The organism is Streptomyces sp. enrichment culture (genome assembly GCF_964272855.1).
Lineage (GTDB): Bacteria > Actinomycetota > Actinomycetes > Streptomycetales > Streptomycetaceae > Streptomyces.
This window is the reverse complement of sequence record NZ_OZ186847.1, coordinates 7,845,135-7,871,083: the sequence shown is the minus strand read 5'-3', so window position 1 is coordinate 7,871,083 and position 25,949 is coordinate 7,845,135. Positions and strand designations below refer to the sequence as shown.

Annotated in this window: 22 protein-coding genes and 1 pseudogene; 10 read left to right on the top strand and 13 right to left on the bottom strand. The window is 73.7% G+C overall.

Translation table 11 applies throughout. From position 1 onward, the window contains the following. Nucleotides 1-78 precede the first annotated feature (78 nt). Entirely contained in the window at nt 79-2,157 is a 2,079-nt protein-coding gene (locus ACSU6L_RS35080) for a SpoIIE family protein phosphatase (RefSeq protein ID WP_437063492.1), read from the top strand. 71 nt (nt 2,158-2,228) lie between these two features. Here ACSU6L_RS35080 and ACSU6L_RS35075 read toward each other — a convergent pair whose 3' ends face one another. The 3 genes from ACSU6L_RS35075 to ACSU6L_RS35065 form a co-directional block, all read right to left on the bottom strand. Then, nucleotides 2,229-3,113, bottom strand: coding sequence for a hypothetical protein (locus ACSU6L_RS35075; RefSeq protein WP_437063491.1), 885 nt, complete (start codon nt 3,111-3,113; stop codon nt 2,229-2,231). A gap of 207 nt (nt 3,114-3,320) precedes the next feature. Then, nucleotides 3,321-4,133 carry a putative protein N(5)-glutamine methyltransferase gene (locus tag ACSU6L_RS35070; protein ID WP_437063489.1) on the bottom strand — a complete coding sequence of 271 codons (813 nt, stop codon included), beginning with the start codon at nt 4,131-4,133 and terminating at the stop codon, nt 3,321-3,323. 178 nt (nt 4,134-4,311) lie between these two features. Further along, on the bottom strand, nt 4,312-5,349 hold the full coding sequence (locus ACSU6L_RS35065) for a hypothetical protein (protein WP_437063487.1): 1,038 nt from the start codon (nt 5,347-5,349) through the stop codon (nt 4,312-4,314). A gap of 80 nt (nt 5,350-5,429) precedes the next feature. On the opposite strand from ACSU6L_RS35065, the gene ACSU6L_RS35060 reads away from it, so the two are divergent. Next, on the top strand, nt 5,430-5,882 hold the full coding sequence (locus ACSU6L_RS35060) for a MarR family winged helix-turn-helix transcriptional regulator (RefSeq protein WP_437063485.1): 453 nt from the start codon (nt 5,430-5,432) through the stop codon (nt 5,880-5,882). Between the two features lie 46 nt (nt 5,883-5,928). Here the strand turns inward: ACSU6L_RS35060 and ACSU6L_RS35055 are convergent, their stop codons facing one another. Continuing rightward, nucleotides 5,929-6,648, bottom strand: a complete 720-nt coding sequence (locus ACSU6L_RS35055; protein WP_437063483.1) for a GNAT family N-acetyltransferase — start codon at nt 6,646-6,648, stop codon at nt 5,929-5,931. Nucleotides 6,649-6,829: 181 nt separating this feature from the next. Between ACSU6L_RS35055 and ACSU6L_RS35050 the strand changes: the two genes are divergently transcribed. The 6 genes from ACSU6L_RS35050 (at nt 6,830) to ACSU6L_RS35025 (ending at nt 12,157) form a co-directional block, all read left to right on the top strand. Beyond that, complete coding sequence (locus ACSU6L_RS35050) at nt 6,830-7,435, top strand: sulfite oxidase-like oxidoreductase (RefSeq protein WP_437063481.1); 606 nt, start codon at nt 6,830-6,832, stop codon at nt 7,433-7,435. Next, nucleotides 7,428-8,183, top strand: coding sequence for a ferredoxin reductase (locus ACSU6L_RS35045; RefSeq protein WP_437063480.1), 756 nt, complete (start codon nt 7,428-7,430; stop codon nt 8,181-8,183). The genes ACSU6L_RS35050 and ACSU6L_RS35045 overlap by 8 nt, the downstream gene beginning before the upstream one ends. A gap of 104 nt (nt 8,184-8,287) precedes the next feature. Then, nucleotides 8,288-8,872 (top strand): Rv1733c family protein, encoded by a 585-nt coding sequence (locus ACSU6L_RS35040; protein WP_437063478.1) that lies wholly within the window; start codon nt 8,288-8,290, stop codon nt 8,870-8,872. A gap of 123 nt (nt 8,873-8,995) precedes the next feature. Continuing rightward, entirely contained in the window at nt 8,996-9,964 is a 969-nt protein-coding gene (locus ACSU6L_RS35035; protein WP_437063476.1) for an acetylxylan esterase, read from the top strand. A 102-nt stretch (nt 9,965-10,066) separates the two neighbouring features. Further along, nucleotides 10,067-11,233, top strand: coding sequence for a serine hydrolase domain-containing protein (locus ACSU6L_RS35030; RefSeq protein WP_437063474.1), 1,167 nt, complete (start codon nt 10,067-10,069; stop codon nt 11,231-11,233). A gap of 141 nt (nt 11,234-11,374) precedes the next feature. Further along, entirely contained in the window at nt 11,375-12,157 is a 783-nt protein-coding gene (locus ACSU6L_RS35025) for a GntR family transcriptional regulator (RefSeq protein WP_437063472.1), read from the top strand. Nucleotides 12,158-12,172: 15 nt separating this feature from the next. Here the strand turns inward: ACSU6L_RS35025 and ACSU6L_RS35020 are convergent, their stop codons facing one another. Further along, the gene (locus tag ACSU6L_RS35020) at nt 12,173-12,904 is read right to left on the bottom strand and encodes a class I SAM-dependent methyltransferase (RefSeq protein ID WP_437063470.1); all 732 of its coding nucleotides are present in this window, start codon (nt 12,902-12,904) and stop codon (nt 12,173-12,175) included. Between the two features lie 266 nt (nt 12,905-13,170). Between ACSU6L_RS35020 and rho the strand changes: the two genes are divergently transcribed. Both rho and ACSU6L_RS35010 read left to right on the top strand, forming a co-directional pair. Next, a complete protein-coding gene (gene rho, locus ACSU6L_RS35015) occupies nt 13,171-14,316 on the top strand; it encodes a transcription termination factor Rho (protein WP_437063468.1) in 1,146 nt (381 codons plus the stop codon). A 434-nt stretch (nt 14,317-14,750) separates the two neighbouring features. Continuing rightward, nucleotides 14,751-15,632, top strand: a pseudogene (locus ACSU6L_RS35010) (D-alanyl-D-alanine carboxypeptidase family protein); the annotation flags it as partial. 38 nt (nt 15,633-15,670) lie between these two features. Here ACSU6L_RS35010 and ACSU6L_RS35005 read toward each other — a convergent pair. The 8 genes from ACSU6L_RS35005 to ACSU6L_RS34970 form a co-directional block, all read right to left on the bottom strand. After that, a complete protein-coding gene (locus ACSU6L_RS35005; RefSeq protein WP_437063466.1) occupies nt 15,671-17,026 on the bottom strand; it encodes a glycosyltransferase family 87 protein in 1,356 nt (451 codons plus the stop codon). Continuing rightward, nucleotides 17,023-18,417: a polyprenol phosphomannose-dependent alpha 1,6 mannosyltransferase MptB gene (gene mptB / locus ACSU6L_RS35000; protein WP_437063464.1), complete on the bottom strand. Its 1,395-nt coding sequence runs from the start codon at nt 18,415-18,417 to the stop codon at nt 17,023-17,025. The genes ACSU6L_RS35005 and mptB overlap by 4 nt, the downstream gene beginning before the upstream one ends. A 108-nt stretch (nt 18,418-18,525) precedes the next feature. Continuing rightward, nucleotides 18,526-19,845 carry a tetratricopeptide repeat protein gene (locus ACSU6L_RS34995; protein ID WP_437063462.1) on the bottom strand — a complete coding sequence of 440 codons (1,320 nt, stop codon included), beginning with the start codon at nt 19,843-19,845 and terminating at the stop codon, nt 18,526-18,528. Between the two features lie 230 nt (nt 19,846-20,075). After that, nucleotides 20,076-21,008, bottom strand: a complete 933-nt coding sequence (locus ACSU6L_RS34990) for a glutaminase (protein WP_073944596.1) — start codon at nt 21,006-21,008, stop codon at nt 20,076-20,078. Between the two features lie 56 nt (nt 21,009-21,064). Continuing rightward, on the bottom strand, nt 21,065-22,474 hold the full coding sequence (gene aspA, locus ACSU6L_RS34985; protein WP_437063460.1) for an aspartate ammonia-lyase: 1,410 nt from the start codon (nt 22,472-22,474) through the stop codon (nt 21,065-21,067). 124 nt (nt 22,475-22,598) lie between these two features. Beyond that, nucleotides 22,599-23,609: an asparaginase gene (locus tag ACSU6L_RS34980; protein ID WP_437065154.1), complete on the bottom strand. Its 1,011-nt coding sequence runs from the start codon at nt 23,607-23,609 to the stop codon at nt 22,599-22,601. Between the two features lie 44 nt (nt 23,610-23,653). Then, nucleotides 23,654-25,123 (bottom strand): amino acid permease, encoded by a 1,470-nt coding sequence (locus ACSU6L_RS34975; RefSeq protein ID WP_437063458.1) that lies wholly within the window; start codon nt 25,121-25,123, stop codon nt 23,654-23,656. Then, the gene (locus ACSU6L_RS34970) at nt 25,120-25,797 is read right to left on the bottom strand and encodes a FadR/GntR family transcriptional regulator (RefSeq protein ID WP_073944599.1); all 678 of its coding nucleotides are present in this window, start codon (nt 25,795-25,797) and stop codon (nt 25,120-25,122) included. The genes ACSU6L_RS34975 and ACSU6L_RS34970 overlap by 4 nt, the downstream gene beginning before the upstream one ends. Between the last annotated feature and the right edge of the window lie 152 nt (nt 25,798-25,949).

The following is a 25,949-nucleotide window of genomic DNA, read 5'->3' as shown; positions in this document are numbered from 1 at the left end:
AGAGAGATGGTTGAGCGCAGGACGACAAGGGGAGTCGGCACGGGGGACGGCGTGCCGAGGCCGAAGGCGGTGCGTGCGATGGGTGCAACGGGGCCTCCCGTGGCCGACGGATCCGAGCCGGAGCGCGGCTCGGACCGGCCCAGCGGGCTGCTCGACGTGCTCGGCGTGGCCTCGGTGGTCCTCGACGCCGAGGGGCGGATCGTGCTGTGGAGCCCCCAGGCGGCGGAACTGTTCGGCTATTCGGCGGACGAGGCACTGGGCCGGTTCGCGGCCCGGCTGATGCTGCACGAGCAGCACTTCGACCTGGCCGTGAAACTGTTCGCCGACGTCCTGGCCACGGGCCGGAGCTGGGCGGGCGCCTTCCCGGTGCGCCACAAGGACGGCAGCACCCGGCTGGTGGAGTTCCGAAACATGCGGCTGCTGGACGACCAGGGCGACACCTACGCCCTCGGGCTCGCCGCCGACCACTCCACGGTGCGCCGGCTGGAGCGGGACGTGGCGCTGTCGGCCCGGCTGGTGGCCCAGTCGCCGATCGGGCTCGCCGTCCTCGACACCGCGCTGCGGTACGTCTCCGTGAACCCGGCGCTGGAGCGGATCGACGGCATCCCGGCCGAGCTGCACCTCGGCCGGACCGTGCGCGAGGTGCTGCCGCTGATGGAGGCCGACGCCCTGGAGGCCGCGGCACGCCGGGTCCTGGAGACCGGGCAGGCGGTCGTCGACCGCTCCTGGGTCGGGCGTACCCCGGCCGACCCGGACGAGGACCACGCCTGGTCGGTGTCGCTCTACCGGCTGGAGGACGCGCTCGGCACGGTGCTCGGGGTGGCGCTCTCCGTGGCGGACGTCACCGACGAGTACCGGGCGGGCGCGGAGGCCGAACGGGCCCGGCGGCGCCTGGCGCTGATCGCCGACGCGTCCGCGCACGTCGGCACCACGCTCGATCTGGAGCGGACCGCCAGCGAACTGGCCGACGTCGCCGTGCCCGAGCTGGCCGACGTGGCCGCCGTGGACCTGCTGGAGGCGGTGGTGGAGGGCCGGCCCAGCAGCCTCGGCCCGGCCGAGTCGGCCGTGATCCGCGCCCTCGCGGTCCGCGCGGAGGGGTCGCCGGAGGCGCTGACCGCCGCCGACCCGCCGGGGCAGGTGGCCCGCTACGGACCGGACCGGCTGGTCACCGAGTGCGTGCGCACGGGGCGGCCGGTGCTGGTGTCGCACGTCAAGGACGACGACCTGCCGCGCATCGCGCGCTCGCCGGAGGCCGCCGTACTGCTCGGCCGGGCGGGCGTCCACTCGTATCTGGCCGTGCCCCTGATCGCCCGCGGCGAGGTGCTGGGCGCCCTGGACCTGAAACGGACCGGCAATCCGCTGCCGTTCGGTGAGGACGATCTGCTGCTGGCCCGGGAGCTGGCGGCCCGGGCGGCGGTGCAGATCGACAACGCCCGCTGGTACCAGAACGCCCGCGACACCGCCCTCACCCTCCAGCGCAGTCTGCTGCCCAGCCATCCGCCGGTCACCGGCGGCCTGGAGGTGGCCTCCCGCTACCAGCCGGCCGGGGCCACCATCGAGGTCGGCGGCGACTGGTTCGACGTGATCCCGCTGGACGACGGCAAGACCGCGCTCGTCGTCGGCGACGTGATGGGCAGCGGCATAAACGCCGCCGCGACCATGGGCCGGCTGCGCACCGCCACCAACACCCTGGCCTCCCTCGACCTCGACCCGGCCCGGCTGCTCGAACACCTGGACAAGATCACGGAGGGCCTGGACCACTCCATCGCCACCTGCCTGTACGCCGTCCACGATCCGCGGCTGCGGCAGTGCCGGATCGCCAACGCCGGGCATCTGCCGCCCGTGCGGGTGCGCGCCGGGAACGGTCCCGCCCTGCTCGACCTGCCCACCGGGGCGCCGCTGGGCGTCGGCGGGGTCGCGTTCTCGACGACGGTGTTCGACCTGGACCCGGGCGATCAGCTGGTCCTCTACACCGACGGGCTGGTCGAGACCCGCCGGCACTCCCTCGACGAGCGGCTCGACACCCTGCTGGGCCTGCTCGACGACCCGGAGCGGCCGCTGGACGAGGTATGCGACCTGCTGGTGAACACCCTGCACCACCCCGACAACCACGACGACGTGGCGCTGCTCATCGCCCGCGCCCGCACTGAGGACTGACCGGGTGCGGGCTCCCGCCGGGGTGCCGCCCGCGCCGCTCCTCGAACGGGCGCAGACCGGCGGCTCGGGAACTACCCGCGCCGCTCCGCGAACGCCACCGGCCGGCCGGTGAAGGCGTCCAGCAGCACCCGGTCGCCGACCGGCCGGTCCATCCGCACCGTCACCTCCGCGGCGAGCAGCTCCGCGGTGCACGGGCCGTCGTCGGCGCCGGCGACCGACGCGGACAGCACCACGCTGCCCGCCGTCTCCAGCGCGTGGACGGCGGGACCGTCGTCGCAACCGCCGTGCCAGGCGGCGACGGTGACGGCCCGTCCGTCCTCGGCCACCCGGCCCGGCCCCGGCAACGGCCCCAGATCGTCGCCCAGCGTGTCCCGGGCCGGGCCGATCGGCGACCGCGGCGGCTCGGACGGGCTGACCGCGGCCTGCCTCAGCGGGGTGCCGTACCCGTCAAGTGTGAACAGCCACGCCGGTACGGTCGCCGGGCCGCGGTCGGTGGCCAGCGTCATCTCGCCGAGCCGCACGCCGGTCACGGTGAGCGGCGCGCGGCCGTCGGAGCGGTCCAGGTCCGCGAACGCCTCCCGGGCGTCCGTCAGCGGCAGGGTGAGCGAGCCGCCGCCCTTCCACCGCACCGTCCCCTCCTCGCGTGGCAGGTCGGGGAGTTCGCCCCGCAGCTCGAAGTCCCGGGCGGCGTAGGCCTCCTTGTCGGTGCCGCGCAAGGCACCGTCGGGCAGCTGGACCGTCTCCCCCGACGGGTGGTAGCCCGCGCGCCACACCTCGGCGGCCCGTGAGCCGTCCCAGGCCTCGGCGACCAGCCGGGCCCGCACGGCGGCGCCTGGCGACGGGCCGCCGGTGTCGCCGCGCTGTTCCTCCGCGTAGGCGGCGAGCGCGCCGCCGCCGACGGCGACCAGAAGCGACACGCCGACGAGTCGGACCGAGCGGGCGTGTGTCCTGCGCATGGGCTCTCCAAGGGGTGGTCGGCTGCTACCGCTCCTGTGACGCCCGAAGCCGGCGGGGCGTTCGCCGGAGAGCGGCTGCTGTGCCGTGTCCGCGAAGCGGCGCCGCCTGCTCGCGGGCGGGCGGCACGATGCACCGGCGTGCCGTGTTCCGGCCCGCCACATCACCTGCCGGGCGTGGCGAGCCGGACAGGGCTTGGCGGGCACGCCCTAAACGGCGGCGTCCCCTCCCCTGACGCCGATCACGACCTGGGCGTACAGCTCCTCGGAGACCGCCAGGCGGGCCGTCAGGCCGGCCCGGGTGAAGGCCTCCACCGCCACCGGGGCCTGCCGTTCGCTCGTCTCGATCAGCACGCAGCCGCCGGGCGCCAGCCAGTGCGGGGCCCCGGCGGCGACCCGGCGGGCGAGGTCGAGGCCGTCGGTGCCGCCGTCGAGGGCGGTCAGCGGCTCGTGGTCGCGGGCCTCCGCGGGCAGCAGACCGACCTCGCCGGTGGGGACGTACGGCACGTTGGCGGCGAGGATGTCCACGCGGCCGCGCAGCGCGGTGGGCAGCGCTTCGAACAGGTCGCCCTCGTACACCCGCCCGCCCGGACCGGCGAGGTTGCGGCGGGCGCAGCGCACCGCGGCCGGGTCGATGTCGGCGGCGTGCAGTTCGACGGCGCCGAGCGCGTCCGCCAGGGCGGCGCCGACCGCGCCGGAGCCGCAGCACAGGTCGGCGACGACACGCGCGTCCGGCGCCTGCGCGAGGGCCTGTTCGACGAGGAACTCGGTGCGGCGGCGGGGGACGAAGACGCCGGGTTCGACGGTGACGCGCAGGCCGCGGAACTCGGCCCAGCCGAGGACGAGTTCGAGGGGCAGTCCGGCGACCCGGCGGTCCACCAGGGCGGCGAGTTCGTCCGGGGTGCGGGCGGCGCCGAGGATCAGTTCGGCCTCGTCCTCGGCGAACACACAGCCCGCGGCGCGCAGCGCGGCGACGACGGAGGAACGGGAGAAGGGTGTGGGTGAGACAGGTGAAAAGGGCATGTACCCAGAGCCTTTCGGGAGCCGAAGGGTGCCCTCGCGGTCAGCCGGACCGGCGATCCGCGCCGTGGTGAGGTGAGGACACCCGAGCCGTCACAGCGGTAATGGGTCTCACCTCCCAGGCTTCGCGCGGCCGGGTACGTCCACGGCCGGACCGTCACCCTATCCCAACCTCCGCCGCTCAGACGCCGATCGCCTCCTCGGCTTCCTCCTCCGCCTCCCGCCCGGCGCGGGACCGCTGGGCGTCGACGACGGCCCGGCGGGTGCCGCCGCGCTCGTACGCGCCGGCGATCGCGGTCAGGGCGAGGCCCGCCACCAGCCAGGCGAGGAGGGTCCACACGCTGCGGCCGAGTCCGTCACCGTCGAAGTACAGGACGCTGCGGGCGCCCTCGACGAATCCCGCGCCGTTCCAGAAGGCGTGCAGGGTGCCGAAGAAGCCGTTCTGCAGCTCGGGCCGGTACAAACCGCCGGAGCTGGTGAAGTTGAGCATCACGAACAGCACCATCATGGCGAGCGTGGTCCAGCGCTTGAGGAAGGTGTGCAGGCCGACGCCGATCAGCAGGATGCCCGCCGAGTACAGCCAGGCCAGTCCCCAGATCCCGGCGAGGTCGTGGTGGGCGAGGTGGAAGACGGGGCCGGCGAGCAGTGCGCCGATGCCGCTGACCACGGCGGAGACGCCGAGCGTCAGCAGGGCCCGCAGCGGCATCGGCAGGGTGCCGCCGGCGCCGCCGAGCACGGCGACCGAGGCGTAGGAGCCGATGCTCACGGCGATCATCAGGAAGAACAGGCCCTGTCCGGTGGGGTCGTCGTCGACCGGGGTCGCCACGTCGGTCACCTTCAGCGGGAGGCCCCGCTCCGCGGCGACGGGTGTGAAGACCTTCTCGACCGCCATGGCTCCCATGTCGGAGGCGGCGGTGGCGACGAGGACCTCGGGTGTCCTGGCGCTCGGCACGTAGGCGCCGGTGATGTCACGGGACTTCAGCAGGTCGACGGCCCGCTCGCGGTCAGGCACGGTGCGCACGTCGAGGGCGTCGCCCGCCCCGTCCTCGACGGACCGGGCGAGCGTCTTCACCTGAGCGCCTGTGCCGACGACGGCGATGGGCAGGTGGTTCGGTTCGGGGGTCACGAACGCCCCCATGTACGCCAGTCCCATGCCCACGCACATCAGCAGCGGCGTGATCAGGTGCGTGAGCACATGGCGCAGCGCGGGTGACCGCATGCTCCGGTCCTCCAATTGGTTGGCATATACAACTCTCATTTCAAGTTGTACTATACAACTAGAAGCGTGAGGGAGGTCCCGTGACAGCAGCCGAGGCCGTGGAGGCCATTCAGCGCGAGATGACGGTCTTCGCCCGCCGCGCCCGCGCCTCGGCGGGGCGGCTGCACCCGGAGCTGTCGCTCGTGTCGTACACCCTGCTCGGTCATCTGGAGGAGCGCGGCGCCCGCCGCGCCACCGACCTGGCCGCGCACTACGCCCTCGACAAGTCGACCGTCAGCCGCCAGGTGGCCGCGCTGGAGCGGGCCGGGCTGATCGAACGGCGACTCGACCCGGACGACCACCGGGTCCAGGTGCTGCATCTGACCGACAGCGGCCGGCGGCTCCTCGCCCAGGTCACCGAGAGCCGCCGGGCGGCGTTCCGGGAGCGGCTGGCCGACTGGCCGGAGGAGGATCTGGAGCGGTTCGCCGCGTATCTGATCCGGTACAACGCCTGGACACCGCCGGACGACGGGGACGACGCCAAAGGCGCCTGAGGCTCCTTGGACAGCGAGGACGGCGCCGAGGGCGCCCGGCCCGGGACTACCGCGCGGCCGGTGCCGCCGCCACCCGCTCCGGCACCCGCGCCGACAGGAACGCCGTCGTGCGGCGCAGCCGGAAGCCCAGCGACTCGTACAGGCGGATGGCCCCGGTGTTGTCCGCGCCGGTGTGCAGGAACGGGGTCTCGCCGCGCTCCCGGATGCCGTGGGCGACGGCGAGGATCAGCCGGGTCGCCAGGCCCTCGCCGCGTACGACGGGGTCGGTGCACACCGCGCTGATCTCGGTCCAGCCGGGCGGCCGCAGCCGCTCTCCGGCCATGGCGACCAGTACGCCGCCGCGCCGGATGCCCAGGTAGTCGCCGAGTTCTATGGTGCGGGGCAGGAAGGGGCCGGGCCGGGTGCGGGCGACCAGGTCGAGCATCTCCGGTACGTCGGCGGGGCCGAGTGGGACCGCCTCCGGGTCCGGCGCGGCGGCCAGCCCGGCGTCCACGTACTGCACGCCCGGCATCCTGAAGGTGATCTCCCAGCCGTCCGGCACCGGCCCCCGGTACCCGAGCAGCGGCACCTCGCCGCCGGGGCCCGCCAGCGCCGCCAGGTCCGCCCAGTCGCGGGCGTCGGGCTCGTCGGGCAGGGCCAGCCAGGGAGTGACGTCGACGGGGTAGCGCAGGATCCGGCCGTGCCGCTCGGCGAAATGCGCGTGCGGGCCCGTGAGCGCGGCGCGCGCGGGGTGGTCGAGGACATGCCCTCCGGTCGCTTCCTGCATCACTCCTGCTCCCTCTCGCCGCCACCGGCCGGGACTCGCCGCCGCCACCGGGGCTCTCCGGTACCACCAGAGATCAAGAGGGCGCGACCTGCGGGTATTCCCGGGCGCCAGGACGTTCACACGCCTGTCACGATCGACCCCGGGCGTCGGGGCGGGACCCGGAGGCACGTACCGTTGAACCATGAACGTCACCCGAGGCTTCACCGGACGCCCGCGCGTCCACCGTCCCGGCCTGCCGCCGGGACAGTACGACGCGGGCGACGACTGGCCCGTCCTGTCCGCCGAGGTCACCCCGGACCTGGCCCCCGCCGACTGGACCTTCCGCGTCGACGGCCTGGTCGAGGAGCCCCGCACCTGGAGCTGGGAGCAGGCGCAAGCGCTGCCCGGTTCGGCGTACGAGGGCGACATCCACTGCGTGACGAGCTGGTCGAAGTTCGGAGTGCGGTTCGGCGGTGTGTCGCTGGACACGTTCCTGGGCGCCGTACGGCCCCTCGCCTCCGCCACGCACGCGGTCGCCTACTCCCACACCGGGTACACCACCAACCTGCCGCTGGCCGACCTGACCGGCGGGCGGGCGTGGATCGCGTTCACCTACGACGGGCGGCCGCTCGCCCCCGAGCACGGCGGCCCGGCGCGGCTGCTGGTGCCGCACCTGTACTTCTGGAAGAGCGCCAAGTGGATCGCCGGCCTGCGGATCCTCGACCACGACGAGCCCGGCTTCTGGGAACAGAACGGCTATCACGCGCGGGGCAACCCGTGGGAGGAGCAGCGGTACTCCGGTGACTGACACCTTCACTCCCCCGAGCCGGTTCGCCATCCCGGGCCGGATCGCCGTGACCCACCAGGGCGCGAACGTCTGGCAGACCGCCACCCTCACCGAGATCCGCCGGGAGACCCCGCGCGCCGCCACCTTCCGGTTCTCGGTGCCCGCCTGGGTGGGCCACGTGCCCGGCCAGCACCTGCAGCTGCGGCTGACCGCCGAGGACGGCTACACCGCCCAGCGCCACTACTCGCTGGCGTCCGCGCCCGACGACTCCGGGCACATCGAGCTGACCCTGGACCATGTCGAGGGCGGTGAGGTCTCCGGCTGGTTCCACAACGAGGCCCGGCCCGGCGACCGGGTCGAGGTGCGCGGCCCGGTCAGCGGCTTCTTCGCCTGGCCAGGCGACCGGCCCGCGCTGCTGATCGGCGCCGGGTCCGGCGTCGTACCGCTGATGTCGATGGTCCGGCACCACCGGGCGCTCGGCCTCGACGTGCCCCTGCGGCTGCTGGTGTCCGCGCGCAGCCCCGAGGAGCTGATCTACGCGCGGGAGTACGGCGCCGAGACCACGCCGGTGTTCACCCGGAGCGCTCCGGACGGCTCGCCGGTGGGCCGGATGGCGGCCGCGCACCTGGCGCCGGTCCTGGCCGAGCGGCCCGCGGGCGGCTGGGAGGCGTACATCTGCGGCTCCAACGCCTTCGCCGAGCACGCGTCCCGGCTGCTGGTGGAAGCCGGGCAGCCGGTGGACCGCATCCGCATCGAACGCTTCGGCTGAGCCCGGCCGGAACCGCCCGCCCGCACTCGGCGTGAAGGAACCCCGTCGGACGGGGTACGAGACGCATGTGGGTACTCGCACGCGGACGCGGCGAGGAGGCGGAGATGCGAACCCGGGAGCGCGGCTGGCGATGGCGGTGCAGTCCGCTGCGACGCCGGTCGGACGTGGTGGAGGCGTGGACGGTGCTCGTCGTGACCGTCCTGCTGGTTCTGGGCGCGCCGCTGGCCGGCGTGGCCGCCGGCTGGTGGGCGCACCAGGACGCGCGGTCGACGGCGGCCGAGCAGCGCGCGGACCGGCAGCGGGTGCGGGCCGAGGTGGTCGGCCGCGTCGCCGACACGGTGCCCGCCGTGCAGGGCGGCCGGGAGTACGCGTACCGCGTGGGCGTCCGCTGGACCGACCCCGAGCAGGGCGTCCGGACGGCCGTCGCCCGGGTCCCGGTGGGCACCGAGCGGGGCGACACCGTCGACGTGTGGCTGGACGACCGCGGTCGCAGCGTGGCCCCGCCGCCGGACGGCACCGCGATCTGGCAGCACACCCTCGCCATGGGCATCTGTGCCGCGGGCGGCGCGGTCGGGGTGGTCGTCCTCGGCCACCTGCTGGTCCGCCACACGGCGATGCGGCACCGGCTGGCCGAGTGGGAGCGGGACTGGGCGCGCACCGAGCCGGAGTGGACCCGCCGGTGGGCGTGAGCGGCCGGCGCCGGGTGTCTCGTGCCGCTTCGTGCGGGCGAAAGTTTTCGGACCTGGCGATCGATCATGGCGCCGCCTTACGGTGTGATCATCACCCGGCCCTCTGCACAAAGGCGGTCCTCCATGGCCTTGTTCGACCTCCCGCTCGACGAGCTGCACGCGTACCGCAGCGACGCGACCGAGCCAGAGGACTTCGACGCCTTCTGGTCCAAGACCCTCCAGGAGGCCCGCGAGCACGACCTGGACGCCCGGTTCGAGCCGGTCGACACCGGCCTGTCGACCGTGCGGGTCCACGACGTGACGTTCGCCGGGTTCGGCGGCCACCCGGTGAAGGGATGGCTGATCCTGCCCGCCGGGGCGCGGGAACCGCTGCCGCTGGTGGTGGAGTTCGTCGGCTACGGCGGCGGGCGCGGCCTGCCGCACGAGCATCTGCTGTGGGCGTCCAGCGGCCGGGCGCACTTCGTGATGGACACCCGCGGCCAGGGCAGCGCCTGGGGCGGCGGGGGCGGAACCGCCGACCCGGTGGGCGGCGCCCCCGCCTACCCCGGCTTCATGACCCGGGGCATCGACGCACCGGAGAACTACTACTACCGCCGGGTGTTCACGGACGCCGTACGTGCCGTCGAGGCGGCCCGCTCGCACCCGCTGACCGACGCCTCGCGGACCGTCGCGCTCGGCGCCAGCCAGGGCGGCGGCATCACGCTCGCGGTGGGCGGCCTGGTGCCGGACCTGGTGGCGATCGCGCCGGACGTGCCGTTCCTGTGCGACTTCCCGCGCGCGACGACGGTGACGGACCGCCACCCGTACCGGGAGATCGGCCTCTACCTGAAGACGCACCGCGGCCGCACCCAGGACGCCCTGCGCACCCTGTCCTACTTCGACGGTGTCCACTTCGCCGCCCGCGGCCGGGCGCCCGCGCTGTTCTCGGCGGCGCTGGAGGACCAGACCTGCCCGCCCTCGACCGTGTTCGCGGCGTTCAACGCCTGGGCGCACGACGAGAAGGCGATCGAGGTGTACGACTTCAACGACCACGAGGGCGGCGGCCCTTACCAGGAGCAGGCCAGGCTGCGCTGGCTGCGCTCGTACGCCTGATCTCGCGGGCGAACGCTTCCCTCCAGTCCGACCAGTCGGTACGTTCATCCGGCGCCCGGTGCGCAGCAGCGCGCCGGGTACTCGACGGACGACGGAGGATGCATGTCCGAGCGCGAGCCGGAAGTCCACGGCCACTGCGACAGCCGCTTCTCGGCAGTACGAACGGCGTTCGAGGAGAACTTCCGCGACCGCGGCGAGCTGGGTGCCGCGGTCGCCGTCACGGTCGGCGGGGTGACCGTCGTGGACCTGTGGGGCGGCTGGGCCGACCCGGCCCGCACCCGCCCCTGGGAGCGCGACACGCTGGTCAACGTCTGGTCCACCACCAAAGGGCCGGTCGCCCTGTGCGCGCACATTCTGGCCGACCGGGGCCTGCTCGACCTGGACGCGCCGGTCGCCACGTACTGGCCCGAGTTCGCCGCGGCCGGCAAGGAGAAGGTGCTCGTCCGGCATCTCCTGTCGCACCGCGCCGGGCTGACCGGCCCGCGCGAGCCGCACTCCTTCGCGGACCTGTGCGACTGGGAGCTGACCACGGCCCGGCTCGCGGCGACGGAGCCGTGGTGGGAGCCGGGCACCCGCTCCGGGTACCACGCGCTGACCTACGGCCATCTGGTGGGCGAGGTGGTGCGCCGGGTGTCCGGCCTGCGGCCGGGCGCCTTCCTGGAGCGCGAGGTGACCGGGCCGCTCGGCGCCGACTTCACCATCGGGCTGCCGGAGCGGGAGGCCGGGCGCGCCGCGACCCTGGTGCACGCGCCTGCCGCCCGGAACAGTGAACAGGCGGCGGCGTTCAGCCAGTTGACGCCCGCCGCGCTGGCCGCGCTGACCAACCCGGCGGTGGGTGCGAAGGAGGCCAACACGCCCGCGTGGCGGGCCGCCGAGATACCCGCCGCGAACGGTCACGGCACCGCCCGCGCGGTCGCCGCCCTCTACGGCGTACTGGCCGGCCGGGGCACATACGGCGGCCACCGTGTGCTGTCCGCCGAGGCGGCCGAGCGGGTGCGCGAAGGGCAGGGCGCCTGCCGGGATCTGGTGCTCGGCGCCGGGTTCGACGGGGAGACGGAGGCCGGGCTCGGCCTGTGGCTGAGCGGGCCGCACGGCTCGTACGGACCCAACCCGCGGGCCTTCGGCCATGACGGCTTCGGCGGTTCCTGCGGGCTGGCGGACCCGGAGGCGGGAGTGTCGCTGGGCTATGTGATGAACCGCATGGGCCCGCGCATCGCGGACGACCCGCGGAAGATGGCGCTGGTGGAGGCCGTGTACAGCGCTCTGTGAGACACCGGGAGGGGCGGTCCGGGCGGTGCGGTTTCGGCCGAACCGCCGGGCCGCCCTTCCCTGGTGGTTTAGACCAATGCTAATTGTGGTGGCGCAATGAGCCCGCACGGCTACGGCACGTCACCAACAGGAGGGCGCGGCATGGCCCGCACCACCCCGCACGACCACCCCCGGACCGCCGACCGGACGACCGACCGGCCCGACCACCGCCCCGACGATCCGCCGCTGTACTGGCGGATCGCCCTGGAGCTGCTGGGCGAGCTGCGCGACGGCAGCATCCCGCCCGGCGAACGGCTGCCCGGGGAACGGCACTTGGCCGACCACTACGGAGTCAGCCGGGAGACCGTACGGCAGGCGTTGGAGGTGCTGCGCCGCGACGGCCTGGTCGCCACCGACCGGCGCGGCAGCCACGCCACCCTGCCCGGTCCGCCGGTCGAGCACCTGTCCTCGCTCGCCTTCCCCGTCGGCGCGCGGCGCCCCGCCGACCCGCGCGCGGTCGACCGGGCCACCGTCGCCTGGGAGACGCCGCCGCCGGAACACGCCGAGGCACTGGGGCTCGCCCCGCACCGGCCGACGCTGGTGCACCGCTACGAGTCCGCCGGAGCCGACGGCCGGAGCCGGCGCACGGCGATGACCTCCTTCTCGGCGGTGGTCCTCGCCGAGGTCGAGGAGCTGGGCCGCTACCGCGACCGCGCCGACGGCACCTCCTCGGCGCAGCTGCGTCGCGCCTACGACTGGATGCGCCGGGCCGGCCTGGCGCTGCACCACCGCGACACCATCACCCGCATCCCGGACGCGCCCTCGGTCCGGGTGACCCGGCTCGTACAGGACCAGTACGCACGGCCGTTGGAGATCACCGATCTCGTCGTGTACGCCCAACAGGAGGCGCTGGTCTACGAGTTCACCCTCCCGGCGGCGGTCTGACCCCCGCGCCGAACGCTACGGGAGCCGCCGGGCCGCCACCATCCGGACCCGTGGGCTCCCGTCCCGCCGGCGCCCGAACTCCGGCAGGGCGTACAGTTCCACGGCGAACCCGGCGCGGGCCAGCTCCCGCCGGACCTCGCCGAGCGCGAAGGTGCGGTAGTACATGACGAACGGCGGCCGCCACACGGCGTTGCGGACCCGCATCGCCGCATCGAAGCCGAGCAGCGCCCAGTACGCGCGCGAGACCGGGCGGGGCGGGGCGAGGACCGGGAAGACGAAACGGCCGCCCGGCCGCAGCACGGAACACACCTGCGCGAACAGGCCCGGCAGCTCGGTGGGCAGGAAGTGCCCGAACGCCCCGAAGCTGACGACGACGTCGAACACGGGCCCGAAGGGCAGCGCACGGGCGTCCGCCCGCACCCAGGAGATCGGCGGCCCGCCCGCCGAGGGCCGGACCCGCCGACGGGCAACGTCGAGCATGCCCGCACTGAAGTCCACCCCGACGACACCGCGCTCGCACACCCGCGCCAGTGTTCCGACGCCCGCACCGGTGCCGCAGCACAGGTCGAGTCCGGTCCCGAAGGGTCCCATCCGGCTCAGCGCCGTGCCGACGGCGTCCAGGACGGTGTCCGGGGTGCGGAACGGGGTGTGGTCGAACTTCGGGGCGAGCAGGTCGTAGCCGCGCTCGACCGACGACAGCGCCTGGACGGCGAGTTCGCGGAGGCTGGGACCTTCGGGGCTGAACATCCACACCAGCTTACGCGGTCACGAGCATCGGGACCGGCCCATGTGCTAGGTTGGCTTTAGCACTTGTGTACGCCCCGTCGTGGGCGCCGGTGCCGTTTCTTTCTCTTTCTTCTCTCTCACCTCGCGGTACGGCTCACGAGCCAGATTTTCGGTTTTCGTCGCCGAGGTGTCTCCGCCGCCCCAGGGCGCCCTCTGTCCGGCCCTGCCCTCCATGCGGCCTCTCCCCCTCGCCTGCTTCTTCCGCAGTCCTCGAAAGGACCCGTCCCATGACCACCACCTTGGAACACCCTCCGCTCCAGCACCCCTCCCCCGCGTCCCAGGCCGTCGGCGGGATCCTGGACATCGACGCGGGCGGGAAGGGGCACCTGCGCGCGGCGCACTTCCTGCCCTCGCCCGCCGATCCCCACGTCCCCGCGGCGCTGATCCGCCGTCACGGGCTGCGCAAGGGCGACCTCGTCGAGGGCGTCAGCGGCGCGCGGCGCACGCTGACCGGCGTCGAGAGGATCGACGGCCGTACGCCCGAACAGGCGCGCGGCCGACGGCAGTTCCGCGACCTCACCCCGCTGCACCCCGTACGGCGGCTGCGCCTGGAGCATCCGGCCGCCGGGCTCACCGGCCGGGTCGCCGACCTCATCGCGCCGGTCGGCAAGGGCCAGCGCGGCCTGATCGTGGCCCCGCCCAAGACCGGCAAGACGGTCCTGCTCCAGCAGTTCGCCGCCGCGATCGCCGGCAACCACCCCGAGTGCCGTCTCATGGTCGTCCTGCTCGACGAGCGCCCCGAGGAAGTCACCGACATGCGGCGCTCGGTGCGGGGCGAGGTGTACGCCTCGACCTTCGACCGGACGCCGGCGCAGCACATCGCACTGGCCGAACTCGTCGTCGAGCGGGCCAAGCGGCACGTCGAGCGGGGCGAGGACGTGGTGATCCTGCTCGACTCGCTGACCCGGCTGTGCCGGGCCCACAACAACGCGGCGGCCTCCGGCGGCCGCACGCTCAGCGGCGGTGTCGACGCGGGGGCGCTACTCGGCCCCAAGCGTTTCTTCGGCGCCGCACGCCAGGCGGAGGAGGGCGGTTCGCTCACCATCCTCGCGACGGCTCTGGTGGAGACCGGGTCACGGGCCGACGAGTACTTCTTCGAGGAGCTGAAGAGCACCGGCAACATGGAGATCCGGCTCAGCCGCGAGCTCGCCTCCCGCCGGGTGTTCCCGGCCGTCGACATCACCGCGTCCGGCACCCGCCGGGAGGAGCTGCTGCTCTCCCCCGCCGAGTCCGCCGCCGTGCGCGGGCTGCGCCGCGCCCTGCGGTCCCGGGACACGGAGGCCGACCTGGAGACACTGCTCCAGCGGATGCGTGAGACCCCGGACAACGCGACGTTCCTGCGGCGGATCCAGCCGACGCTGCCGTCGGGCTAGGCTCTGTCGTTTGGATCAGGCCGGCTGTGAGGGACGGTACGTCCTGTCCGAGCCGAGCGGGGTCTGGTGCGTGCAGCTGCAAGGCGGAGGAGGGAGTCGACGCGGAGCGTCGGCGACCGACGACAACGCGGCAGATACGCGTGCCGGATCCCGCGACGCCGGGATGATCCAAACGACAGGGCCTAGGGGGTGTCTCGTCGATCAGGCCGGATCAGGGAGCGGCGCCTGGTGCCGTGCATCGCAAGGCGGAGGAGGGAGCCGATGCGGCGCATCGGGGACCGACGACAACGCGGCGAGGCACGGTGCCAGACGCCGCGAGCCCGGCATGATCGGCGAGACGCCCCCTAGCAGGCGCGTGCGGCATCCGGGTGCACGCGTGCGGTGTACGGCGCGGGCAGCGTGGCGGACGCGGGGCACCTTTCTAGGTTGATCGTATGACGATCGGATTCTCATCCCGGATGGCTGTGTCGGCCTGCGGGGCGTGTCTGGCGGGCGCCCTGGCTCTCGCGCCCGTCGCGACGGCCGCCCAGACCCGTACCGACCCCGGCGGGCCGGGCGGGGAGCGGGCGGCGGCGCCGTCCCCGTCGCTGCTGTACCGGTCCGGCACCCACGTCCGGCCGCTCGCCGGGGCACCCGAGGTCCCGGAGGTCTCCGCGCTGTCCTGGCTGGTGGCCGACGCCGACAGCGGCGAGGTGCTGGCCGCGCACGACGCGCACCGCGAGCTGCCGCCCGCGAGCACCCTGAAGACCCTGTTCGCGCTCACCGTGCTGCCGGTGCTGCCCGGCGGCATCCGGCATCGTGTCGAGGCGGAGGAACTGGAGGGCATCGGGGAGGGCAGCAGCCTGGTCGGGATCGCCGAGGGCCGCTCCTACCGGGTGTCCGACCTGTGGCGCGGCGTCTTCCTCAGCTCCGGCAACGACGCCGTGCGGGTGCTGGCCGGGCTCAACGGCGGCTGGCGGACCACGGCGAAACGGATGCAGGCCAAGGCGCGGGCGCTGGGGGCGCGGGACACGCACGTGGTGTCTCCCGACGGCTACGACGAACCGGGCCAGGTGTCCTCGGCGTACGACCTGGCCGTGTTCGGCCGCGCCGGACTGCGCAACGAGGACTTCGCCCGGTACTGCGGCCTGGCGGAGGCCCGCTTCCCGGGCGGCGACGGCCGGCGGTACAGCATCCAGAACACCAACCGGCTGCTGACCGGCGCCGACGGCGTCGAGCCCTACCCGGGACTGATCGGCGTCAAGAACGGCTACACCAGCAACGCGGGCAACACCCTGGTCGCCGCGGCGCGCAGGGGCGAGCGGACCATCGTGGTGTCGGTGATGAACCCGCAGTGGGGCAACGGGCTCGAGGTCTACGAGGAGGCCCGCTGGCTGCTCGACTGGGGGTTCGACGCGACCGGCCGGGTCGATCCGGTCGGCTCGCTGGACGCCCTGCGGGTCCCGCCCCGGCCGGGCCCCGACGCGGTACCGGCGGCGGCGCCCCCCGCGCCGGTCGCCGCCGGGCCCGGCTGGCCGGAGACCGCGGAGATCGGTCTCGCCGCGGTGCTGGGCGCCGCGGTGGTCGCGCTGGCGCTGCGGCTGGTGTGCGGCCGTGCGGTACCGGAGTGACGGGTCGGCAGCCGGAGCAGCAGGCCGAGGGTGATCCAGGCGTAGGCGTTGCCGCCGAGGAAGCCGTCGACGCCGGACGCGTCGTGGAACCACAGCCACACCACGCTGGTGCACAGCACCGCGTACAGGGCGCCCGCGAGGCGCGCCCGGCCGGCGCGGACCAGCACGGCGAACGACGGCAGCAGCCACACGAGATGGTGCACCCAGGTCACCGGGCTGACCAGACAGGCCGTCAGCCCGGTCAGCGCGAACGCGGCAGGCCAGTCGCCCGCCGCCACCGCCCGCCGGGACCGCCACGCCCACACGCCGAGGACGAGCAGCACGGCCACCCCCCACACGGCGTGGCCGGGCTGGCCGAGGCGGGCGAGGACGCCCTGGAGGGACTGGTTGGAGACGTAGTCGAGCCGGCCCACCCGGCCGGTGTCCCACAGCGCCCGCGTCCAGTAGAAGCGGGAGGCCTCCGGCGCGACCCACGCGGCGAACGCCGTCGCGGCGGCGGCCACGCCGGTCGCCAGCGCCGCGGGCCGCCCCCGGCGGGCGAGCAGCAGCAGGCCGATGAAGAGCGCGGGCGTCAGTTTGACCGCCGCCGCGAGCCCGATGCCGACGCCCGCGTACCGGCCCCGGCCCGTGGCCAGCAGCCAGGCGTCGCCCAGCACCAGCGCCAGCAGCACCAGGTTGACCTGCCCGAAGCTGACGGTGTCGCGGACCGGTTCGTACAGCGCGAGCGCGCAGGCCGCCAGGGCGCAGCCGTACCAGCCGTAGCGCCGCCAGGCGTCGCCGGTCAGCACGCGCAGGGTCACGGCGAGGGCGGCCAGGTCGAGCAGCAGGGCGATCACGATCGCGGTGCCCAGCCCGACGAGGGCCATCGGCAGCATGGCGACGGCCGCGAACGGCGGGTAGGTGAATCCGTACGGCGTCCCCGGCACCCGGTAGTCGTAGAGGGGCTCGCCGTCGTGGATCCAGTGGTGGACCGCGCCGTGGTAGACGCGCAGGTCGAACCAGTCCCGCAGCAGCGGCACGGTCGCGGTGAAGACGGTCACGGCGGCGGCGAGGAGGAGGACGAGCAGCAGCCGGCCGCGGTCGGTGCGGGGAACGTTCATGCCGTGCGTCCCACGACCGGTGCCTGCGCGGCCTGGTGGGCCTGCCACAGCACGACCACGGCGAGGGCGCCACCGGACACCGCCAGCAGCAGCTGGCCGAGGTCCGCCGGTCCGCCGCTGGGCAGGACGGCGAGGGCGAGCACACCGGTCACGGCGGCCACCCGGTGGCGTACCGAGGTGGTGGGGGCGGCCGCGGCGATGAGGAACAGGCCCCACAGCGCGTACCAGGGGCGGATCGCCGGTCCGAACGCGGCCACCGCGGCGAGGCTCAGGCCGAGCGCGTACACGGGGCGCGGGCGCAGCCGCACCCAGATGAACAGCAGTGCCGCCGCCGTCAGGGCGAGGCCGAGAACGTGCCAGACGGGGACGGCGAGCGGGGCCAGATCGCTGCCGAGGCGGTCCAGCAGGGCGGCGGTCGCGCGGCCGAGCAGGCTGGTGAGCGCCCAGTTGTGCGGGGAGACAGGGGTGTCGAGGGCGGCGATCCAGCCGTAGCCGGTGCCCGCGACCGCCGTCGCGGCGACGGTGGTGGCGGCCGCGGCCCCGGCGGTCGTCAGGACCGCCGGTACGGGACGCCCGCCCGCGCGTGTCCGGAGCAGGACGACAGCGGCCAGACCCAGCACCGCGGGTGCCTTGACCAGGGCGGCGAGGGTCACGAGGACCGCGCCGAGGACCGGTCGGCGGCCGAGCGCGGCGACCAGGCCGACCCCGAGCAGGCCCAGCATCATCGCGTCGTTGTGGGCGCCGGCCACCAGGTGCAGCAGCACCAGCGGGTTGAGCGCGCCGAGCCAGAGCGCGGCGGCCGGGTCCGCGCCGCTGTGCCGGGCGAGCCGGGGCAGCGCCGCCGCCATCAGGGCCACGCCGAGCAGGGCGACGAGCCGCATCCCCATCAGCCCGGCGGGGAGTTCGCCGCGGGTCAGGCCGGACAGCGCGGAGGCGACGGCGAGGAACACCGGTCCGTACGGGGCCGCGGTGTGCTGCCAGAGGGGGGCGACCTCGTCGGCCAGCGGACCGCCGAGGGCGGACGGGCCGTGGGTGTAGACGTCGATCCGGGCGTCGACCATCGCGCCCTGCGCGAGGTAGCTGTAGACGTCCCGGCTGAACAGCGGCGGGGCGAGCAGCAGCGGCGCCGCCCAGACGGCGAGGACGAGCAGCAGGGTGCGGGGCGTGGGCGGCTGGGGCCCGCGGATCAGCCGCCCGAGCAGGGCCCAGGCGGCGATCAGCAGGACGACGCCGAAGTAGACCCCGACCAGGCCGAGGGCGGCGGCCGCCGACGCCGGGGAGAGCACGTCGCGGACCGGCAGGGCTCCGGCCGTCTCACCGCCCAGGGCGAGGACGGCGGTGCCGGCCAGTCCCAGGATCTGGCAGCGGCGAAGATCGACGGAGGAAGCCATGGCCAACACTCGGTCAGCGTGTCAACGCGGGGTGGCCGGAAAACGAAGCGGGGCCCTCGGGGCGGCGGCCTGCGTGTGACCGCCGCGTGATCGGTGCCGGTGAGGGCGTCAGAGGAACCGGGAACTGGACACCGGGCCCGACGACGTGAGGCCCGCCCGGTCGCCCCGCAGCCAGGAGCCCCGGACTGCGGTGACGAACTCGGCGAGCCGTTCGTCCGGGTCGGCGGGTGCCGATCCGTCCCCCTCGTCGGCCGACGGATCGGCCGCCAGGATCTCCGCGGCGATCTCCTCCTCGGGCCGCCCGTCGGGGGCGCCGCGCTCGATGTTCCCGTCCTCGTCCGCCCGCAGCTGCCCCTCCCAGGGGGCCGTCGCCGACTGGTGCAGCAGCGTGACGCTGTCGGCGGTGACGACCGGCGGGTCGGTCCAGTTGCCGGCGTGCTCGTGCAGCACCTGTCCCGGCACCCGCTCGACGAGCCGGCCGAGGATGTCCGGGCCTCCAGGCGCGCCCGCCACCTCGTTCAGGTCGTACGCGACGACGACGGTGTCCTCCCGGCCGGGCGCGAACGGCTCGGGCGGCAGTTCCAGCAGCCGGGCCGCGGCCAGGCCGAGGATCCTGCTGCCGCGGTCCGGCAGCAGGGACACGGACGTGGGGCGGAGGCCGGCGGCGCCGAGGACCGTCCTCAGCCGCAGCAGGCCGCGCAGGCACTGGTCGTGGGAGTCCTGCAGCCAGGCGAACCGCCCGGCCATGCCCGCGTCGAAGCCGTACGGGGACAGCGTGCCGAGCACGGTGCCGCCCATGACGTACTGCCATCCCCGGAGATCGGTCGGGTCCAGCGGGCTCACCGGCTCGGCGCTCGCCGCCCGCTCCAGCATGCCGCGCTGACGGGCCTGCGCGGGCAGCCACATCGGGTCGTCCGGATCGGGCAGCAGCGCGTGCTGGCGGCGGGCCAGGGCCAGGTCACCGGCCATGACGGCGTTGAAGACCAGCAGGTAGCGGTCCGGCCAGTCGGCGAACTCGCTCTCGCGCGCGAGCAGGACGTCCGCCGCCTCGCGGTGGCGGCCTTCGCGCTCGTACGCCGAGACCAGCTCGCGCAGGACCGCCGCGGAGCCCGGCGCCTGGTCAAGGGCAGTGCGCAGGGCCGGTATCGCCAGATAGGGCACGCCGCGCTCCACGCACGCGTACCCGAATTCGTAGAGCGCCTGCGGGTTTCCGGGGCGGGCGGCCAGGGCGCCGGCGGCCGTGTGCAGGTCGTCGAAGCCGGCCGCGCCGGCTGCCCGGCCGACGACCAGGGCGACCTCGCCCAGCGGCAGGTCGTCGATGCCGTGCCGCAACTGGCGCAGGGCTCCGGGGATGTCCCCCTCGTCGAGGGCTTCCCAGGCCTTGAGCAGTTCGGAGGTCTTCGGTCGGCGATTCCTGCGCGAGGACATGGGGCCGATCCTCACCGGCGGCCGGGCCCTTCCTCTAGGGGGTGTCTCGTCGATCAGGCCGGATCAGGGAGCGGCGTCTGGTGCCGTGCATCGCAAGGCGGAGGAGGGAGTCGATGCGGAGCATCGGGGAGTGACGACAACGCGGCGAGGCGCGGCACCAGACGCCGCGAGCCCGGCCTGATCGGCGAGACACCCCCTAGTGCATTTTCGCGGTGCGGGCGGTGCCGGTGTCAGAAGACCGAAAGTCCCGTGAGCGTCGTGAAACGGTCCAGGGCCGCCACCCCCGCCACCGAGTTGCCCCGCTCGTCCAGCCCCGGGCTCCAGACGCACAGCGTGCAGCGGCCCGGGACGACCGCGATGATGCCGCCGCCCACGCCGCTCTTGCCGGGCAGGCCGACCCGGTAGGCGAAGTCGCCCGCCGCGTCGTAGGTGCCGCAGGTCAGCATCACCGCGTTGACCTGCTTGGCCTGGCTGCGGCTGAGCAGCCGGGAGCCGTCGGCGCGGACGCCGTGGCGGGCCAGGAAGGCGGTGGCGCGGGCCAGGTCGGCGCAGGACGCGCGCAGGGAGCACTGGCGGAAGTACTGCTCGAGCAGCAGCGGCACCGGGTTGTCGATGTTGCCGTACGACGCCATGAAGTGGGCGAGAGCGGCGTTGCGGTCGCCGTGCGCGGCCTCGGATGCGGCGACCTCCTCGTCGTAGGACAGCTCCTGGTTGCCGGACTCGGCGCGCAGGAACTCCAGGAGGGTGCCCGACGCGTCGCCGGTGCGGGTCTGGAGGCGGTCGGTGACGACGAGCGCGCCCGCGTTGATGAACGGGTTGCGCGGGATGCCGTTCTCGTACTCCAGCTGCACCAGGGAGTTGAACGGGTTGCCGGACGGTTCGCGGCCCACGTGCTCCCAGAGTTCGTCGCCCTCGCGGGCCAGGTCGAGGGCGAGGGTGAAGACCTTGGTGACGGACTGCGTGGAGAACGGCTCGCGCCAGTCCCCCACGCCGTACACCGTGCCGTCCGGCTCCGCGACGGCCATGCCGAAGCGGCGCGGGTCGCAGGCGGCGAGCGCCGGGATGTAGTCGGCGGGCCGGCCGCGGCCGGGGGTCCGCTCGATCTCCTCGGCGATGCGCTCCAGGACCGGCTGGAAGCTCGTCGACGATGTCATGATCACCATTGTGCCTCCGTGCCGTTCCCGGTGCGCATCGGCGAGGTCGTCGGGGTCGGCGCGCGTCAGACGACGGGCGAGCCGTTGCCCGCGACGACCTCGGGCCGCAGCAGCGCGGCCAGCTTCTCCTGGGGCAACAGTCCCTTCTCCAGGACGAGTTCGGCCACGCCCCGGCCGGTGGCCAGCGCCTCCTTGGCGATGTCGGTGGCCGCCGTGTACCCGATGTGCGGGTTGAGAGCGGTGACCAGGCCGATGGAGTTCTCCACGCCGGCCCGCAGCACCTCGGTGTTGGCGGTGATCCCGGCGACGCAGCGCTCGGCGAGGGTGACGCAGGCGTTGCGCAGGTGGGTGATGCTCTCCGAGAGGGAGTGCAGGATGATCGGCTCGAAGGCGTTGAGCTGGAGCTGTCCGGCCTCGGCGGCCATGGTGATGGCGACGTCGTTGCCGATCACCTCGAAGGCGACCTGGTTGACGACCTCGGGGATCACCGGGTTGACCTTGCCGGGCATGATGGACGAACCTGCCTGCACCGGCGGCAGGTTGATCTCGCCGAGGCCGGCGCGCGGCCCGGAGGACAGCAGGCGCAGGTCGTTGCAGCTCTTGGAGAGCTTGACGGCGATCCGCTTGAGCACACCGGACATCTGGACGAACGCGCCGCAGTCCTGGGTGGCCTCGACCAGGTTGGCGGCGGTCACCAGGGGCAGACCGGTGATGTCGGCGAGGTGGCGGCGGGCGGCCTCGGCATAGCCGACGGGCGCGTTCAGGCCGGTGCCGATGGCGGTCGCGCCCAGGTTGATCTCGTGGATCAGCTCGACGGCCTCGGCGAGACGGCTGCGGTCCTCGTCGAGCATGACGGCGTACGCCGAGAACTCCTGCCCGAGTGTCATCGGCACGGCGTCCTGGAGCTGGGTGCGGCCCATCTTCAGCACGTCGCGGAACTCGACGGCCTTGCGGGCGAAGGCGTCCTGGAGCACCGACATCGCCTTGAGCAGGCCGCGCACCGCGAACACCGTCGCGATCTTGACGGCGGTCGGGTAGACGTCGTTGGTGGACTGGGAGAGGTTGACGTCCTCGTTGGGGTGCAGGTACGCGTACTGGCCCTTGTCGTGGCCCAGCAGCTCCAGCGCCCGGTTGGCGACGACCTCGTTGGCGTTCATGTTGGTGGAGGTGCCGGCACCGCCCTGCACGACGTCCACCACGAACTGGTCGTGCAGCTCACCGTCCCGGATCTCCCGGCAGGCGGCGACGATCGCCGCGGCCTTCTTCGGGTCCAGCAGTCCCAGCTCCTCGTTGGCGAGCGCGGCCGCCTCCTTGACGGCGGCCAGGGCGGTGATCAGATGCGGGTAGGCGGAGATCGGCGTGCCGGTGATGGCGAAGTTCTCGGTGGCGCGCAGGGTGTGGACACCCCAGTAGGCGTCGGCGGGAACGTCCCGGTCGCCGAGGAGGTCGTGCTCGCTGCGGGTGGCGGCGGTCATGAGGTACGGGTCGCTTTCTCGAGAGAGGGAGGGGAAGTGCCGGGTAGGGGCGCGGGGAACTGCGCGACCAGCCACAGACGGCCCGCAGACCGAGGACGGCCGGCAGTCCCCATGCGATCCGAGGTCAGGACGTCACAGGAACCGGGTCCAGCGCCCGCACCGGCCGCACACTGCCGACCGGCAGCCCACCGCCGAGCAGCGGCTCGCCCGCGAACTCGGCGAGCGTGGACGGCTCGACGCCCGCGAGGGCCAACGCCGCCGCGGCGACGGGAATCCGCGCGCGGTTCGCACCGTCCGCGATCTTGACGGCGATGGCACGGCCGTCCGGCAGCGCGGCGACCTGCACGCCCTCGAAGCCGTCCTTGGCGAGCAGCCCCGGCACGGCCCGCATCAGCGCGGCCACGTCCCGCCCGGCGCCGGAGGCCATCTCCGCGTGATCGCGCATCGCGTCCGCGACCCGCGCCTCGGGCGTACCGGCCGCGGCGGTCGTGATACGGGCGGCGGCGCGGGCGAGGCCGTGCAGGGAGACGGAGAACAGCGGCGCCCCGCAGCCGTCGACGGTGACCGCGGCGACCCGCTGCCCGGTCAGGTCCTCGACGATCTCGGCGATCGCCTGCTGGAGCGGGTGGGCCGGGTCGAGGTAGTCGTCGAGGGACCAGCCGTTGAGCTTGCAGGTGTACAGCATGGCCGCGTGCTTGCCGGAGCAGTTCTGGGCGAGCCGGGACGGCGCCCGGCCCTCGCGCACCCAGGCGTCCCGGAAGGCCGGGCCGTACGGCATGTCGGGCGTGTTGCGCAGGTGGTCCTCGGTGAGCCCGGCCGACTCGAGGATCCGCCGGGTCCCGGCGAGGTGGCGTTCCTCGCCGGAGTGGCTGGCGGCGGCGAGCGACAGCAGTTCCCCGTCGAGCGGCAGTCCGGCCCGCACCATGGCGACGGCCTGGACCGGCTTGAGCGCCGAGCGCGGGTAGAAGGCCGCCTCGATGTCGCCGAGCTGGAAGGTGACCTGGCCGTCGGCGCCGAGGACGACGACGGAGCCGTGGTGGACGCCCTCGACGACGCCGCCGCGGACGAGGTGGGCGACGGGGGCGTGGAGGGGTTCACGGACGAGGGGTGCGTCCGCGACGGAACTGCTGTACATCACTGCCTGGTTCTTCGGGGGGTCGGTGTCGGCCGGGGCGTGGTTCACACGTCGGCCCTGGTGGGGGTCTCGGGGGTGGTCCCGATCCGGCCGCGGACGGCGTACCAGCCCGCGACCAGCGCTGCGACGATCAGCGGCAGGCACAGCACGGTGGTGCGTCCGGCGCCGCCGTCGGCGTACATGAGGACCAGGACGGAGGCGAGGAAGGCCAGCGTCACGATCTCGGTCCAGGGGGAGCCCGGCAGCCGGTAGCCGGGGCGGTCCAGTTCGCCCTGCCGGGTCTTCCGCCAGAAGAGCAGGTGGCAGAGCATGATCATGCCCCAGGTGGCGAGGATGCCGATCGCGGCGAAGTTCAGCACGATCTCGAAGGCCTCGGCCGGGACGACGAAGTTGAGGCCGACGCCGAGGACGCACATGCCGCTGGTGAGCAGGATGCCGCCGTACGGGACCTGGTTGCGGCTCATCCGCGCGGTGAACCTGGGGGCGGACCCGGCGACGGCCATGGAGCGCAGGATGCGGCCGGTGGAGTAGAGGCCGGAGTTGAGCGAGGACATGGCCGCGGTGAGCACGACGAGGTTCATGATGCCGCCGGCCGCGGGGACGCCGATGTTGGAGAGCACGGTGACGAAGGGGCTCTCCCCCGCCTTGTACGACGACCAGGGCAGCAGCATGGAGAGCAGCACCACCGAGCCGACGTAGAACAGGCCGACGCGCCACATGATCGAGTTGATCGCCTTCGGCATGATCTTCTCGGGGTTCTCGGTCTCGCCCGCGGCGACGCCGACCAGCTCGACCGAGGCGTAGGCGAAGACGACGCCCTGGATGATCAGCAGCATCGGCAGCAGGCCGCTGGGAAAGACGCCGCCGTTGTCGGTGATCAGCGACGGGCCGGGGGTGTGGCCGTCGACGGGGTGCTGGGTGACCAGCAGGAAGATGCCGATGCACATGAAGACGACGAGCGCGCCGACCTTGACGATCGCGAACCAGAACTCCAGTTCGCCGAACATCTTCACCGAGATCAGGTTCACGGTGAGCACGACGGCGAGCGCGATCAGGGCGAGCACCCACTGCGGGATGTCGGAGAACATGCCCCAGTAGTGGGTGTAGGTGGCGACCGCGGTGATGTCGGCGATGCCGGTGGTGGCCCAGTTGAGGAAGTACATCCAGCCCGCGGTGTAGGCGCCCTTCTCGCCCATGAACTCCCGGGCGTACGACACGAAGGCGCCGGAGGAGGGCCGGTACAGCACGAGTTCGCCGAGGGCGCGCACGACGAGGAAGGCGAAGACGCCGCACACCGCGTAGGCGATGAAGAGGGAGGGGCCGGCGTCGGCGAGGCGGCCGCCGGCGCCGAGGAAGAGGCCGGTGCCGATGGCGCCGCCGATGGCGATCATGTTGACATGCCGGGACTTCAGGGACTTGCTGTAGCCCTCGTCTCCGGCGTCGACATGGCTGGAACGTTTCTGCACAGCGTTGTGCCCGGTCTGCACCTCTTTGTGCAGGGACTGCTCGCTCACGCCTCGGGTCCGCCTTCCATGGGGGTGTCCGTGCGCGCGGGGCGCACGATGTGGGTGAGGGTGGTCTCGACGCGGTCGAGGTGGTGGGACATCGCCTCGACGGCGTCGTGCTCGGAACCGTCTACCAGCGCCTCGACGATGGCCCGGTGCTCGCGGTTGGACTGCTCGCGCCGGCCGCCGACCTCGTTCAGGAACGCGGACTGGCGGGCCAGCGCGTCCCGGATCTCCTCGATGACCCGGCGGAACACCGGGTTCTGGGCGGCCTCGGCCACGGCCAGATGGAAGAGGGTGTCCATCGCCACCCACGCGGTGGTGTCGGTCTCCCGCTCCATCCGCTCCATCAGGTGGGCCAGGTGGTCCAGGTTCTCGGGCGTGCGGCGCAGCGCCGCGTACCCGGCGACCGGGATCTCGACGTGCCGGCGCACTTCGAGCAGATCGCTGGCCGCGTAGTCGCCGAAGGTGGGGTCCTCGACGCTGTTCGCCACCACGAAGGTGCCCTTGCCGGTCTTGGCCACGGTCAGCCCGAGGGCCTGCAGCGCGCGCAGCGCCTCACGCAGCACGGGCCGGGAGACCTCGAGGGTGCGGCACAGTTCCGCCTCGGAGGGCAGCTTGTCGCCGACGGCGTACTCGCCGCGCTCGATGGCGCCACGCAGGTGGGTGAGCACCGCTTCCATGGCGCTGACGCGCCGCGGGCCGGGAAAGGCTGTCTGGCTGTCTGACAGGTTCACGGGGGTTGATCCTGCGGGTAGTGCGAGGGGCGTGTCAAGAGAAGTGAAAGGAAAGATTCACACAGACGGCATCATGCAGTGATCCTTTTCAGCGGGTC